Raw genomic sequence first — 14,894 nt, forward strand, 5'->3', positions numbered from 1 at the left:
GATGAGTCAGCAAAAATACGTCGGTGTTTGGCCTGTTATGCTAACCCCTTTTGATGCTAAAGGGGAGATTGATTGGGCGTCATTAGAACGCCTTGTAGATTGGTATATTGATTCTGGTGTACATGGATTATTTGCCGCCTGTCAATCAAGCGAAATGTTTTATTTAAGTGATGAGGAAACTCAAGCACTCACCCGTTTTATCGTTGAAAAAGCAGATGGAAGAGTACCTGTAGTTGCTTCTGGTCATACTGCAACCGCATTAAGTCAGCAAAAAGAACAATTGCAGGCAATGGCTGGTACGGGCGTCGATGGCGTCATTATGATCAGTAATCGCTTGGCTTTAGTCGGGGAGTCGGATGATAAAGCGCTGGAAACACTGCAAGTCTTAACCAATGTGGTACCAAAAGAGATTGATTTGGGTATCTATGAATGCCCTTATCCTTACAAACGCTTGTTATCTGAAGAAATTGTAGAGTGGTGTGCGCAAAGTAATCGCTTTACCTTTATCAAAGATACGTGCTGTTCTCTTCCGATGATAGAACGTCGTTTGGCATTATCAAAAGGAACTCGTTTGCATCTTGCAAACGCCAACAGTCAAACGCTATTAGCTTCATTCCAAGCAGGATGTCAGGCATATAGCGGTGTTATGGCAAACTTCCATCCAGAGCTTTATGTTTGGCTTTATGAGAATTGGAAAGATAAACCAGAGCAGGCTGCGGTGTTAGCAGATTATTTATCAACAGCAGCGATGACCGAAACACTGGATTATCCAGCATGCGCTAAATATCATCAGCGCCTGATTGGTAATTTCAGCACACTGGTCTGCCGTTCCCGTAACAGCAGTCAGTTTGAAAACTCATTCTTCCCTTCTGCCGTCAATAGCATGACTGCATTGGGTGAGAATATGAAGAAGTGGCTTTCGTTAGATTAATTTAGGACACAGGAGTAGGAATATGCCTTTCGTGATGAAGGAAACCCAGTTTGTGCTTGATAATGCACATTCACTTTTTAATCACTGCCATGCTTCAACGATTGTGCGTGTGCCTAACTCTGAGCGTTTGTTAACCGCTTTTTTCGCTGGTGATAAAGAAGGTAGCGGTAATACCGCTATCTGGCTAGTGATGAAAGAGGGTGATCATTGGCAACACGCTCAACCTGTTGTTAAAAATCCGGGTGTTGCGCACTGGAATCCAGTTTTACATGTTGACCCATCAACAGGTAATATCTGGCTGTTTTATAAAACGGGTCCCGACGTACATAGTTGGACGACCCAATACGTTATCTCGAAGGATGGCGGAAATAGCTGGAGTTTACCGAGTGAACTGGTTTCTGATGATGTGACACCTAGAGGTCCTGTGAAAAATAAAGTGTTAGTGATGTCGAATGGCGAGTGGTTGGCACCGGGGTCGGTTGAGGATGACCAATTCTGGGATGCGTTTGTCGATATTTCGAGTGACAACGGTCAACACTGGTTGCGAGTAGATATTCCAATTGAACATCATAAAGGTGAACAGGCGGAACATGAAATCTGGCAAGGTTTAAAGGACGATGCCTTATGGGAGACTGATCTACAACGCGTTTTTCAATGGGATGGCGTGATACAGCCAACACTATGGGAATCCCGGCCTGGGCATGTGCATGCCATGATGCGGAGTACGCGCGGTACGATTTATCGTAGCGATTCAACGGATTATGGGCGCAGTTGGTGTCCAGCTTATGCAACAATATTACCAAATAATAATAGCGGCATTGATGTCGTCTCCTTCGCAGATGGTCAACTGGCATTAGTGTATAACCCGAATTCAGGTAACTGGAGTCGTCGTTATCCTATCTCTGTCAGTCTTTCATCCGATAATGGCAGTACTTGGTCTGAACCATTCGATTTACTCGATGGGGAAGGCGAATTTTCATATCCGGCTATTATTGCTGAAAACAATACCCTACACGTGACCTTTACTTGGAATCGAAAAAACATTGTTTATCAGCAATTAATGGCTACTCAATAAAAATGTGGAGAAAGGGTTTTATGAAAAAGAGTCTACTCGCAGCGTTGGCGATTACGATGACACTGGGCATGGGGAATGCAGTTGCCCAACAGTTAACGTATCCTACAAAAAATATTGATGTTGTCATCCCGAAAAACCCGGGTGGTGGTACTGATACTTCTGCACGTACTATCATTGAATTTGCAAAAGATGTGATGCCAGCTGGACGTATTTTCGTTCCGGTGAATAAGCCTGCTGGTAATGGTTTAACAGGTCTGATTGAAGTGGCTAATGCGCGCCCAGACGGTACAAAATTAGTTATGACAACCGTTGAACTCGCGATGTTCCCACACCAAGGAAAATCACCAGTTACTTATAAAGACTTCACCCCAATCGCAACAACTATCGCTGATCCAGTGGTGTTAGTTGTTAATGCAGAATCACCTTACACCACGTTACAAGAGTTTATCGATGGCGCGAAAGCGAATCCGGGTAAACTGAAAGTCGGTAACTCAGGTATGGGTGCTATTTATCACTTAGCTGGCGTTAATATCGAACGTACTACGGGTGCTAAATTTAACCATATCCCTTATAACGAAGGTACTGGCCCTTCAATTGCTGCTTTAGTGGGTAACCACATCGATGGCGTATTAACAACTCCGGGTGCAGTTAAATCTCAAGTTGATGCCGGTATTCTACGTGTTCTTGGTGTAATGGATGAGCGTCGCTTCCCATTATTCCCAGCCGTACCTACTTTCAAAGAAGCATTGAAATTAGACACTAACGTGAAAATGCGTGCTTGGGCTGTATTAGCAACAACAGCTAATGTACCTGATAACGTGAAGAAAGAGTTAGTTGGTGCATTCTCTGAAGTGGTTCAAAAACCTGAATATCAAGAAGCACTGAAAAAACAAGGTATTATGCCTGTATTCATCACTGGTGACGATGCTTACCAAATGATGAAAGAAGACCACGAGATGTACGCTGAGTTAATTTCAACAACCCTGAAAAAATAACTTTTCTATTATTATAAACCACCCTACCTGTTACGGCAGGTAGGGTCGGGGAGATCCCGACATGACAAAAATCAATACAATCATCGGTGCGATTTCAGTGGCTTTCGGGGCACTAATTATCTATCTCTCCCGTGATATGAGCATGTTTGATGATTATGGTGTGCCTGGGGAGCGTTTTTGGCCTTATGGTCTTGCCATCTTATTTATTTTACTGGGGATTTTTCAATGGATTAGTATTGTGGTTGATAAAATCAAACACGTACATAAGTCTGTTGACCTAAGTTCTACCGCAGTTAAACGCGCTTATGGTTTAGGCCTCTTTATGTTGGTTTATGCCACTGGTCTGCACTTTTTTGGTTTTATTATTCCGTCACTGCTTCTTATCCCGATCATTATGTGGCTGATGAATGAAAGAAAACCTATTGCACTGGTTATTATTCCGGTCGTAATGGTTGCCGCCGTTTATGTCTTCTTTGACATTATCTTTAATTCACCTCTGCCAACCTCCGTCTTTTTTGAGTAAGCGGTAAAGGAGCTTTGAGATGGAAATACTAGACGCTTTAATGGTCGTTTTCAGTCTGGAAACGATAACGATGATCCTGTTGGGGGTATTCGCGGGTATTATTATCGGCGCATTACCAGGCCTAACAGTGAATATGGGGATTGCATTACTTCTCCCATTGACTTACTCCTTCCAAGGAATGACAGGGATCCTCCTATTATTAGGAATGTATTGTGGTGCCGTTTACGGTGGTTCAATTACTGCGATATTGATTAGTACGCCGGGTACTCCCGCTTCTGCTGCGACGGTATTGGATGGTTATCCAATGGCGAAAAAAGGTGAAGCAGGAAGAGCGCTGGGTTTATCCACGATGGGTTCTATGTTTGGGGGGATCTTTAGTACGATTGCCCTGATTGTAATAGCACCTCAATTGGCAAAAGTAGCGACGGGTTTCTCTGCGGCTGAGTATTTTGCGCTTGCTGTATTTGGCATAAGTATTATTACCAGTGTATCATCGCAATCGATTGTGAAAGGACTAATGGGCGGAGCAATTGGTTTAGCAATTGCAACCATTGGGCTTGATCCAATGACATCAGGGCCTCGTTTTACCTTTGATACGGTTTATTTAATGGGTGGTGTTTCGTTTATTCCTATCCTGGTTGGCTTGTTTGCTTTCTCTCAAGGGCTTATTAGCTTTGAAGAAGAGTACCGTGAGCGCAAGCAGAAGAAAAACGAAAAAATCAATGCGCGCATTCACCGTGTTTTACCAACATGGGCTGATTTTAAACGCGTGTTACCGACTTACTTCCGCTCATCTGCTATTGGTACAACGATTGGCGCTATTCCGGGAACGGGGGGAGATATTTCATCATTTATCTCTTATAACGAAGCGAAACGTTGGTCTAAACACCCTGAAGAGTTTGGTCATGGTTCACCAGAAGGTGTGTCTGCACCTGAAGCCGGTGCAAACTCAGTAACAGGCGGAACCATGGTGCCTTTAATGACCTTGGGTATTCCGGGAGATGGTGCAACTGCCATTATCATGGGTGCATTTATGGTTCAAGGATTGGCATTAGGGCCTCAGCTCTTTACGGACAATCCAGTTGAAGTAAACAGTATCTTTATTGGTTTGATGATGGCGAATATTTTCCTCGGGATCTTAGGTTTCTTATGTATGAAACTCTTCGTTCGAGTGATGGATGTTCCACGTCGCGTATTAGTACCAATTATCTTTGTATTATGTAGTGTAGGTGCTTATTCTGTGAACCATAGTATCATCGATGTATTTGTGATGATGGGGGCAGGGTTACTCGCTTACATTATGATTAAGCTCGATTTCTCCATGTCTCCTGTGGTTATCGGGATTATCTTAGGGCCGATGGCAGAATCAAACTTACGTCGTGCTTTAATGATGTCTCAGGGTGATTTATCTATCCTGTATACACGCCCAATTACAGCGACATTCTTAGGTATTGCGATACTGACGTTAGTTCTACCTATTATTGGACCTTCGTTAAAAGCGATGTGGAAGAAATACCGAGCTAAGCCTGCTCAGTAAAGGTTAACTGGCCCTCATCATTAAGATGAGGGCAATATCAATGATGGAATATTAATGGCAAAAACAGTTGAACAGATTGCAAATGACCTGAATTTGTCTATTACCACAGTCAGATTGGTATTAAATGGCAAAGGTGATCAATACCGGATCAGTGCAAAAACGCAAAAGAAGATAGCAGACTATGTTGAGGTGTTTGGTTATACCGTCAACCATGCGGCTAGAAGCTTGAAGCTTAATAAAACAGATACTTACGGATTGGTTATCCCTCGTCTTTCTAACCCATTCTTCGCCGCCTTGGCAGAAAAATTAGAGATGCATTGTCACCAAATTGGTTGCCAGCTAACGATTAGCTGTACTTATGGTGATATCAAAAATGAAAATAAGCTCGTGAAATCAATGGACGAGCGTAATGTTGATGGTATTTTTATTGTTTCATCAAGCCGCAAAAATCAGCTACATCATGTTAAGCATCGTCAAAAACCATTAGTTTTTTTAGATAGAGATTTCTCTGTCAGTGAGGCTATTTGCGTCGCTTCAGATAACTGTGACAGTGGTGCTCAGCTGACAAGAGCGATGATAAAACAAGATGCACCAATCCATTTTTTTGCAGGTGATGCATTATTACCAACGATTGCCGCTCGTTTGCGCGGTTATGTGCAAGCCATAAAAGGGCATTACGGTGATGATAACCGTGTCACGGTCTCTTATGCTGAACACAATACGACCAAAGATGGTGAGCAGATGATGAAACAGTATTTAGAGCAACATCAGCAAATACCTTCTCATTTTATTGCCTCATCATTGCCTATTCTTGAAGGTTTATTGAGTGTTATCCGTCAACGTGAAGGGAGTATTCCTGCGCATCTTCATATTGGTACATTCGATGATCACGTAATGCTGAGTTTTTTACCTAATAATGTGTGGTCAATGAAGCAGGATGAAGCGTTATTAGTAGAAAAAGCCTTTGAAATCATGACAGCAAAGATAGCTGGCACCTCGGTTAAATCCCCTGCATTAATAAAAACACAGCTTATCGAGCGCCTGATTTCTACCCAATGAGGCGAATAGCAAGCTTAATTATGGATCTCGCACTGGCTCAAGCTGAAAATAAAACAGTAAAACGATAATCGTTCTGTTCTTTTGTTATTCTTTTTTTTATTGTTGTAAATAGACGTTACGCGATGAAATAACTTAACCGAAATAGCGCCTCTTGATTATCAGTAGGTAGAGGCTCATAATTTAAGCGGATAGTTCCATTTTATTAATATAAAAGGATATTAAAGAAAGATGAACGATGATGTTGACCGATGTCCTGAGTGCGAAGTAAGGGCTTATTATACGGATGATTTTGTTCGTGTTTACCAAGCCTATTCTAATACTATTGCTCAGAGCGCAGTCGCAAACGGAACTTTTGTTTCGCCCCCCTTTAGTATGACCCGCATGACGTGGGTAAAACCTTCCTTTCTTTGGATGATGTACCGTTCTGGCTGGGGACGTAAAGATGCTAATCAAGCGTCTATTCTTGCGGTTGATATTACACATGAAGGTTTTCAAGAAATGCTGACACAAGGTGTTGTGAGTCATTTTGATCCAGACCGCTATACCAGTGCAGACGCGTGGAAAGAGGCGACGGAAACCAGTAATATCCGCATTCAGTGGGATCCTGAACGTGATATTTATCTTAATCGACTCAGCTATCGCACCATTCAAATTGGCTTGCGTAATCAAGCCGTTGAAAAATACTGCAAAGAGTGGATTGTGAATATTACAGATATTACCGATAAGGTACGAAAAATAGATACTTGTATTGCTAATGGTGATTTAGACACCGCATACAGCCTATTACCCGTAGAAAAACCTTATCATTTTGGTGAATAAATTCACCAAAATGTCACCCCGCTTAATTGGCGGGGTAATTGTGTTATAGGATCAAGCTCTGATAAGTTCAGGGCGAACACCTAGCGTATGACAAATAGCGTAAGTTAATTCTGAACGATTAAGTGTATAAAAATGGAAGTCTTTAACGCCTTCACGGCTTAAAATTTTCACCATATCAATAGCAATCGAAGCACCTACCAAACTGCGGGTTTCAGGATCGTTATCTAGCCCATCAAACATTTTATGCATCCAACCTGGAATTTTCACATTGGTTAAACCAGCAAAGCGTTTTAGCTGTTTAAAATTAGTGACAGGTAAAATTCCCGGTACAATTTCAACATCAATACCAGTTGAAACACAGCGATCACGAAAACGTAAATAGCTTTCGACATCAAAGAAAAATTGAGTAATCGCGCGATTTGCTCCCGCATCTACTTTTCTTTTTAAGTTAATTAAATCCGCTTGTGCGCTTTTGGCTTCAGGATGAACTTCAGGATAAGCCGCAACAGAGATATCAAAATCACCCACACCTTTAAGTAAGTGAACTAAATCTGTGGCATATATGTCGGGCTTTTGAGTATTGTCCGGTAAATCGCCTCTTAAGGCGACAATATGGCGAATACCACTTTGCCAATAATCTTGTGCGATATGTTGTAGCTCTTCACGGCTGGCATCAACGCAAGTTAAATGTGGCGCAGCTTCTAATCCTGTACGTTCTTTAATGCCTTTAATAATTGAGTGCGTTCTATCTCGCTCACCTGAGTTTGCACCATAAGTCACAGAAACAAAACTCGGTTTTAAGGTATTTAAGCGCGCAAGAGATTGCCAAAGGGTGTTTTCCATCTCTTCGGTACGAGGTGGGAAAAACTCAAAGGAAACTTGGATCTGACCATCAAGTTCGGCAAGATTTTGGTTTAATGCTTCATGTTGGCTTGCGTGATAAAAGCTCATACCTGTACCTCATCAATCATGTCACTGTGTTGTTATTCTTATTTAAGTATCACTACCTATTTACCCATCTAACCATTTAGACGTCTAGATGTAGATTCTCTTAATTAGGTTATTTAGTCAACAACTATTCACCCTATTTCTGATGAGGATATTTCAATAGAAATGAGAGAAAACTTCATGTTGAAGTCTTCTTTATAAAGAAAATCAGCTTCATCATGCATAAGCGGTATGATTTTTCTTCTACAATTAAGCGAATTAACTTATTGAAGGAAGGCGAAATGATCACCTGTAAACGCGTGTATAACGATAAAGACGGGACGAATGAAGGTTATCGTGTATTAGTTGATAGATTGTGGCCTAGAGGCGTGAAGAAAACCGACTTTCATTATGATGAGTGGAATAAAGAAGTTGCACCTTCGACTGAATTACGAAAATGGTTTCATGCTGGAGGGGGGGATTTTGCTGAATTTACACAACGTTATATTGGAGAATTGGCAGATGCTCCTGAACATTGGCAACCTCTCCTTGTGATAGCAAAAGAGCAACCGCTAGTATTACTTTATTCAGGTAAAAATGAGCAACAAAATAATGCAACAGTGTTAAAAGCTTTTCTAGAAAAACAGTTAACTCACGGTCAATGATGAGTAATTTTAGTGTTTTGGTAAAAAAAGCAAAAAAAAGTGGCGCGGTATTAGGCGCCACAAAAATTGCTAATAAAAACATCGAACAGAGTCAGAGACTATTTTTGCTACTCTTATGCAGTGTGTGTATTTGCCGCCAACCATTGACTAATACGTTGTTTTTGTTCGTCATTTAGCCACATGCCAAGTTTAGTACGACGCCAAATAGCATCATCAACTTCGATAACCCACTCATGTTTCACTAAATAACGTAATTCTGCTTCATACAGATTATGACCGAAGTTTTCGCCCATACCTGCGAGCTCAGTAATACCTTCAAGCAGTAACTCGGTGTTGCTACCATAGGTACGAGCAAAACGCAGTGCGAGTGCTTCCGGTAACCATGGGTGACGCTGGCGAATCAGGCGTGAATAGCCATCACGATCACAACCTTCTAAATTACCACCCGGTAATTGACCATTTTTAGTCCACGGTTTACCCATGTTAGGGAAGTAAGCAACGAGTTTATCAACTGCGTGTTCACCTAATTTACGATAAGTCGTTAATTTACCACCAAAGACAGATAACAGTGGTGTTTGGCCATTATCATCGTGAACATCTAAGGTGTAATCACGGGTAATCGCTTGTGGTGAGTCAGATTCGTCATCACATAATGGGCGCACACCAGAGTAATCCCAAACAACATCTTCTTTCGTTAGTTGTTTCTTGAAATGGTCATTGTAGACTTTCAGTAAGTACTGAATTTCGTTGTCATCAATTGCCACATCTTTAGGATCGCCCTTATATTCCACGTCGGTTGTACCAATGATAGAAAACTCATCCATCCACGGAATAACGAAAACAATACGGTTATCTTCGTTTTGTAAGATGTATGCTTGTGGCTCGTTATGAGCACGAGGAATAACAATATGGCTACCTTTAATTAAACGGATACCATAAGGTGATTTCAGTTTTAAGCCTTCATCAAACAGTGTTTTAACCCAAGGGCCAGCCGCATTGACGAGCGCTTTTGATTGATAGAGCGATGTTTCACCAGTACGTAAATCCTGTGCTTCTACCATCCATAAATTATTTTCACGCCAAGCACGAGTAACTTTAGTTCGTGTGCGTACTTCACCGCCACGACGAACGATTTCTTGTGCGTTGAGTACCACTAAACGTGCATCATCAACCCAACAGTCTGAATATTCAAAACCGCGTGTTAATTCTGGTTTTAAAACAGAGTTTGCACCAAATTTAATGCCTTTACTGCTTGGTAAGCTGACACGTTTTCCTAAATGATCATAAAGGAATAGACCAATACGGATCATCCAAGCTGGGCGCAAATGTGGTTGGTGTGGCAGACGGAAACGCATTGGAAATGCGATATGTGGTGCTAAGCGTAATAACACTTCACGCTCAGCCAGTGCTTCGCTCACTAAGCGAAATTCGTAGTGTTCTAAATAACGTAAACCACCATGAATAAGTTTAGAGCTTGCGGAAGATGTCGCACTTGCTAAGTCTTGAGCTTCCAGCATAAGTACTGAAAGGCCTCGGCCAGCTGCATCCGCCGCAATTCCAGCGCCGTTTATTCCGCCGCCGATGACAATCAAGTCTTGAGTTTTCATAACATCCTCCTACGAATGCGCGAAACAATTCTTTAATGTTCGTTTTCGCTCATAATTGTAATGAAGTTTGATGAAAATGCCAACTATATAACTGATAAAAAACATAACCGCGTGATATGGATAACAATTTATTATCATATCCACATGTTTTGTGGGTTTATTAAAAATAAGCAACATTGTTAATGTATTAATAAAAAAGAGAGTGGGTAAGTCAAAAAAGAGAGTAAATAGAATGAGTTAATCAGAATTTAGTGGGGAATAGGCGAAAAAAAAGTACCTGATAAGGTACTTTTTGAGGATTTTATTCAATTAACATAATTCGAGTTGAACGTTGTGTTGTTCGACAATTTTTTGGATACCTGCTGGTGGTTCTTGATCGGTAAATAAGTAATCGATCAGATTCATATTACCTAAATTTACCATCGCATTACGACCAAACTTAGAATGGTCAGTCACCAACATTACACAGCGTGAGTTTTCGATAATTGCGCGTTTAGTTCGAACTTCATGGTAATCAAACTCAAGTAGAGAACCATCCATATCAATACCGCTTATCCCTAAGATACCGTAATCAAGGCGGAATTGAGAGATAAAATCAAGTGTGGCTTCACCGACAATACCACCATCTCGTGTACGCACTTCACCACCTGCAAGAATTAAGCGAAAGTCTTCTTTGCCCATCAGTAACGTTGCCACATTGAGGTTGTTGGTCACGATACGTAGGTTTTTGTGGTTAATTAATGCATGTGCGACAGCTTCAGGTGTTGTACCGATATCAATAAACAGTGTTGCACCATCAGGAATTAAGCTTGCTACTCGTTGTGCGATACGTGATTTTTCATCAGACCACATAATTTTACGATCATGATAAGCCGTATTCACTGAGCTTGAAGGTAATGCCGCACCACCGTGATGACGTTGGATTTTGTTCTTTTCCGCTAATTCATTTAAATCACGTCGGATTGTCTGTGGGCTGACTTCAAAATGCTCCACCAATTCTTCAGTGCTGACATAGCCTTGTAGGCGTACCAGTTCAATGATGGCATCATGTCGTTGCGTTTGCTTCACAGGTATCCCCTAATGTTAAAAATATCATGTTAATTTTATTATGATCTACGAGATAATTGATGTCGATTATCCCACAAAGCCATCAATAAGCCGATAAGGAAGCCTGCAAAATGTGCAGTATTTCCGATAGAGTCACCTAAAACGCCCATATAACCCGCGACAATCCACAAAATCGAAAAGACGAGTAAGCCTGTTGGCGCGCCAATTCCCTTTTCTGGATTACGCATTCCCGTTAAGCCTACATAGCCAATTAATGCGTAAACAACACCAGAAAGTCCACCAAAGTTGGAGCTTGTAAACAGTGATTGTGCCCAATTACTGAAGAGCGCAGAAACGAGCATGATGACAAATAACTTACCTGTGCCTAATCGCTGTTCTGTTTGACTTGCAAGATACCACCACATTGCAAGGTTAAAGGCGATATGCATTAGTGAGAAGTGAACAAATGCAGGGGTGATATAGCGCCAAACTTCAAAGTTCAGGCTCTCTTTATAAGGCCACGCTAGATGGAGCATAACATCATAATCGCCGACCACTTGTTGCCAAATAAAAATAAGGATACATAAAATTACCACCAGTACCGTTAATGGACCTGATTGTTGCACCATATTTTTTATCGAAAAGGCTGGGCGATATTTGATACCAGTATTTTTCGGATCACCAGTTTGCCAACTTGCAGCTTGGTAACGTGGGTGAAAAGGCTCACGTAAAAAAGTATTTAGTTCTTTTTCAACCACATCCAACTGATGTTGGTCTTCTAACCAAAGTGAGATCTGCTGATTTTCATTTTTTGCGTGAATTCGCACACCTTTCGTTGCCATGTAATTGACAAACAAATCAGCTGCCTGAGGATTAGAAAGCGTAATAATGTGGATCATTAATAAAACTCATCTGTAGTTATTGCAGAGAAGTTGTCGCTTGTGGAAACTCTCTTAGCCATGCTTCAAAACCACCGTTAACACTATAAACGGTTTCAAAGCCCATGTTGACCAGATATTGAGCTGCGCCTTGACTGCTATGGCCGTGATAACACATCACCATAACAGGCACATCAAAGTCAGAATCTTGTAAAAATTTATTTAGCGTATCATTGGTGAGATGAAATGCGCCGGTAGCATGACCAATGCGGTAACTCTGAGGATCTCTAACATCAACTAATATCGCCGATTGAGATGTCCAGAATTGATAGGCTTGTTCAATGCTGAGAAATTGAAACTTATCCATAATTGTCTTATTTATTATATTGTTAATTGATTTATTTGTTCTGAGCTAGAGAACGATACATTTATCATAACGTCAAATAGGTAAAGATGACGTTACACTTTGTAAATGATTATTTTAATAAACAAATCCCCCATGATATCAGTGCAGGTGAGTATCATAGGGGATGTGATACTGAGGGATCAGTAGTAGGAGTGTTCGCCGCGTTGGTGCTCAGTTAAATCTTTCACACCTTTTAACTCATCTGGGAACAGGTTTAACAGTTCTTTTTCGATACCATCTTTTAATGTGACATCAATCATTGAACAACCGTTACAACCACCACCGAATTGTAAGATAGCATAACCATCTTCAGTGATTTCCATTAGGCTAACGCGACCACCATGACCCGCTAATTGTGGGTTAATTTGCGATTGTAGTACGTATTCTACGCGTTCAATTAGCGGTGCATCAGCATCAACTTTACGCATTTTTGCGTTAGGTGCTTTCAGGGTTAATTGTGAGCCTAATTGGTCAGTGACAAAGTCAATTTCTGCATCTTCTAAGAAAGGTGCGCTGATGTCATCAACATACGCAGAAAGTTTTTCGAATTTAATTTCAGTATCGTTTGGCTCTACGGCATCTGGTGGGCAGTATGAAACACCACATTCAGCATTAGGTGTGCCTGGATTGATAACGAATACACGAATTTGGGTGTTGGGTTCTTGGTTAGCCAGTAGTTTGGCAAAATGCGCCTGTGCGGCATCAGTAATAATAATCATATCGTCTTGCTCAATAGTTGACTGTTCTGGTTGGTTATCATACGCCCAATTGGCGGTTAACTACAAGGTTCGACAAATCGCCCATACCTCAACAGAGCGTGCTCCCGCACAAAATAACAAGGGTACAATGCTCTTTAATGTCGCGCCTGTAGTGATAACATCATCAATTAGTGCCAGATTTTTCCCTGATACCGACACTGTGTTATTTAATACAAATGCATTCTTTAAATTTTGTTGCCTTTGCTTGGCATTAAGATGCGTTTGCACCAGTGTAGCACGAGTTCTTATCAGGGTATCCGGTTGATAAGCACAATTTAGCCACCTTGCCAAAGGCTTAGCGATAGCTTCTACTTGCTCAAAGCCTCTAGACCAACGGCGATGACGATGCGAAGGAACGCTAATAATTCTATCGGGTTTCTGCACCAAATTTTCTCGTCGATATGAAAGCCATCGCAATAGAAAAAGTCGTGCAAGACATAACGCTATTTGAGGGCGAGGTTGGTATTTATAAAGGTGTAATAATTTATTTAATGGCGGTTGGTAGTCAGTGACTGTCAACATCTGTTTCCATGGTGGAGGTGATTGTAAGCAGCGTCCACATAGCATCATAGAGTGAGAGGAAGGATATAAACAGCATGGGCAACGATTATGTTGTTTAGGTAAATAACGAATACAACTCGAGCAAATACCTTTAGTATCATAATGTAAGGGTTGACGACATAACCAACAATATCCTGTTATTGTTATCCACATAATGAACATCCTTGTAAAAGAAAAGAGAGCATAACAATGAATAAATTGTATTGGCAGACAATCGGTGAAGGAAAAACAGATCTTGTGCTATTACACGGATGGGGATTGAATGCACAGGTTTGGCAATCATTAATACCGCGATTAAGCTCGCATTTTACACTGCATCTCATTGATTTACCGGGGTATGGTCGTAGCCAAGGTTTTCCTGCTCTTACATTAAAAGAGATGGCAGAAATTGTTTTTGCCAAAGCCCCTGATCATGCAATCTGGTTAGGGTGGTCTTTAGGGGGATTAGTTGCGAGCCGTGTTGCTTTGGATAATCCCAATAATGTGCAAGCGTTGATTACGGTAGCTTCTTCGCCTTGCTTTGGTGCTTATGGTGATTGGCCCGGAATCAAACCTGATGTTTTAAAAGGTTTTGAACAGCAATTAAATGAAAACTTTCATCGCACTGTTGAACATTTTTTAGCACTACAAACATTAGGCACACAAAGTGCCCGTGAAGATATGAGAGCATTAAAATCAGTGGTATTAGAACAACCACTTCCTTCTGTTGAAGTTCTTAATGGTGGATTAGAAATTTTGAGAACTGAAGATTTACGAGAAGAATTGAAAGCGTTGCGTTGTCCTTTTATTCGTTTTTATGGTTATTTAGACGGCTTAGTTCCTCGGAAAGTGGCTGGATTATTAGATGCTATTTATCCTCAATCACCTTCGGTTATTTTCCGTAATGCAGCCCATGCTCCGTTTATTTCTCATCCTGATGAATTTAGTGATGCACTTATTGATACATGTAAAAAGTAATTTCAGATACGTCAAGGTAGAACACGAGTATCGTTTTTCATTGAGATAAAGAAAACCCCTATAAGAAATGAACTGCACCCCAAAAGTTGGACACCAACTTTGGGGTGTTTTTCTATGGCTAAATATTCTCTTGATTTTAAACTCAATGT

General features: G+C 41.1%; 16 protein-coding genes. 9 read left to right on the forward strand and 7 right to left on the reverse strand.

Annotated elements, in window-relative coordinates; translation table 11 throughout:
• Nucleotide 1 precedes the first annotated feature (1 nt).
• From CBE70_RS05830 to CBE70_RS05860, 7 genes are all read left to right on the forward strand, one after another.
• Entirely contained in the window at nt 2-931 is a 930-nt protein-coding gene (locus tag CBE70_RS05830) for a dihydrodipicolinate synthase family protein (RefSeq protein WP_036914337.1), read from the forward strand.
• A 22-nt stretch (nt 932-953) separates the two neighbouring features.
• Nucleotides 954-2,006, forward strand: a complete 1,053-nt coding sequence (locus CBE70_RS05835; protein WP_100158606.1) for a sialidase family protein — start codon at nt 954-956, stop codon at nt 2,004-2,006.
• A gap of 20 nt (nt 2,007-2,026) precedes the next feature.
• The gene (locus tag CBE70_RS05840; protein ID WP_232797367.1) at nt 2,027-3,001 is read left to right on the forward strand and encodes a tripartite tricarboxylate transporter substrate binding protein; all 975 of its coding nucleotides are present in this window, start codon (nt 2,027-2,029) and stop codon (nt 2,999-3,001) included.
• 61 nt (nt 3,002-3,062) lie between these two features.
• The gene (locus CBE70_RS05845; protein WP_100158608.1) at nt 3,063-3,524 is read left to right on the forward strand and encodes a tripartite tricarboxylate transporter TctB family protein; all 462 of its coding nucleotides are present in this window, start codon (nt 3,063-3,065) and stop codon (nt 3,522-3,524) included.
• A 19-nt stretch (nt 3,525-3,543) separates the two neighbouring features.
• Entirely contained in the window at nt 3,544-5,061 is a 1,518-nt protein-coding gene (locus CBE70_RS05850) for a tripartite tricarboxylate transporter permease (RefSeq protein WP_100158609.1), read from the forward strand.
• Between the two features lie 54 nt (nt 5,062-5,115).
• Complete coding sequence (locus CBE70_RS05855; RefSeq protein ID WP_100158610.1) at nt 5,116-6,120, forward strand: LacI family DNA-binding transcriptional regulator; 1,005 nt, start codon at nt 5,116-5,118, stop codon at nt 6,118-6,120.
• Between the two features lie 228 nt (nt 6,121-6,348).
• Nucleotides 6,349-6,939: a DUF4291 domain-containing protein gene (locus tag CBE70_RS05860; RefSeq protein ID WP_100158611.1), complete on the forward strand. Its 591-nt coding sequence runs from the start codon at nt 6,349-6,351 to the stop codon at nt 6,937-6,939.
• Nucleotides 6,940-6,990: 51 nt separating this feature from the next.
• On the opposite strand, the gene metF is transcribed toward CBE70_RS05860, so the two are convergent.
• Nucleotides 6,991-7,890, reverse strand: coding sequence for a methylenetetrahydrofolate reductase (gene metF, locus CBE70_RS05865; RefSeq protein ID WP_100158612.1), 900 nt, complete (start codon nt 7,888-7,890; stop codon nt 6,991-6,993).
• Between the two features lie 278 nt (nt 7,891-8,168).
• Between metF and CBE70_RS05870 the strand changes: the two genes are divergently transcribed.
• On the forward strand, nt 8,169-8,531 hold the full coding sequence (locus CBE70_RS05870; protein ID WP_100158613.1) for a DUF488 domain-containing protein: 363 nt from the start codon (nt 8,169-8,171) through the stop codon (nt 8,529-8,531).
• Nucleotides 8,532-8,644: 113 nt separating this feature from the next.
• Here CBE70_RS05870 and glpD read toward each other — a convergent pair whose 3' ends face one another.
• The 6 genes from glpD to gntX form a co-directional block, all read right to left on the reverse strand.
• Nucleotides 8,645-10,138 carry a glycerol-3-phosphate dehydrogenase gene (glpD, locus tag CBE70_RS05875; protein WP_100158614.1) on the reverse strand — a complete coding sequence of 498 codons (1,494 nt, stop codon included), beginning with the start codon at nt 10,136-10,138 and terminating at the stop codon, nt 8,645-8,647.
• 309 nt (nt 10,139-10,447) lie between these two features.
• Complete coding sequence (locus CBE70_RS05880; RefSeq protein ID WP_006534541.1) at nt 10,448-11,206, reverse strand: DeoR/GlpR family transcriptional regulator; 759 nt, start codon at nt 11,204-11,206, stop codon at nt 10,448-10,450.
• A 38-nt stretch (nt 11,207-11,244) separates the two neighbouring features.
• Nucleotides 11,245-12,084, reverse strand: a complete 840-nt coding sequence (gene glpG / locus CBE70_RS05885) for a rhomboid family intramembrane serine protease GlpG (RefSeq protein WP_100158615.1) — start codon at nt 12,082-12,084, stop codon at nt 11,245-11,247.
• Nucleotides 12,085-12,103: 19 nt separating this feature from the next.
• On the reverse strand, nt 12,104-12,430 hold the full coding sequence (gene glpE, locus CBE70_RS05890; RefSeq protein ID WP_100158616.1) for a thiosulfate sulfurtransferase GlpE: 327 nt from the start codon (nt 12,428-12,430) through the stop codon (nt 12,104-12,106).
• Nucleotides 12,431-12,609: 179 nt separating this feature from the next.
• On the reverse strand, nt 12,610-13,188 hold the full coding sequence (gene nfuA / locus CBE70_RS05895) for a Fe-S biogenesis protein NfuA (protein ID WP_023583208.1): 579 nt from the start codon (nt 13,186-13,188) through the stop codon (nt 12,610-12,612).
• A 60-nt stretch (nt 13,189-13,248) separates the two neighbouring features.
• Entirely contained in the window at nt 13,249-13,941 is a 693-nt protein-coding gene (gene gntX / locus CBE70_RS05900; protein WP_100158617.1) for a DNA utilization protein GntX, read from the reverse strand.
• Between the two features lie 36 nt (nt 13,942-13,977).
• Between gntX and bioH the strand changes: the two genes are divergently transcribed.
• Complete coding sequence (gene bioH / locus CBE70_RS05905; RefSeq protein ID WP_100158618.1) at nt 13,978-14,745, forward strand: pimeloyl-ACP methyl ester esterase BioH; 768 nt, start codon at nt 13,978-13,980, stop codon at nt 14,743-14,745.
• Nucleotides 14,746-14,894 lie beyond the last annotated feature (149 nt).

Origin of the sequence: Proteus columbae (genome assembly GCF_002777965.1) — a bacterium.
GTDB classification, from domain to species: domain Bacteria; phylum Pseudomonadota; class Gammaproteobacteria; order Enterobacterales; family Enterobacteriaceae; genus Proteus; species Proteus columbae.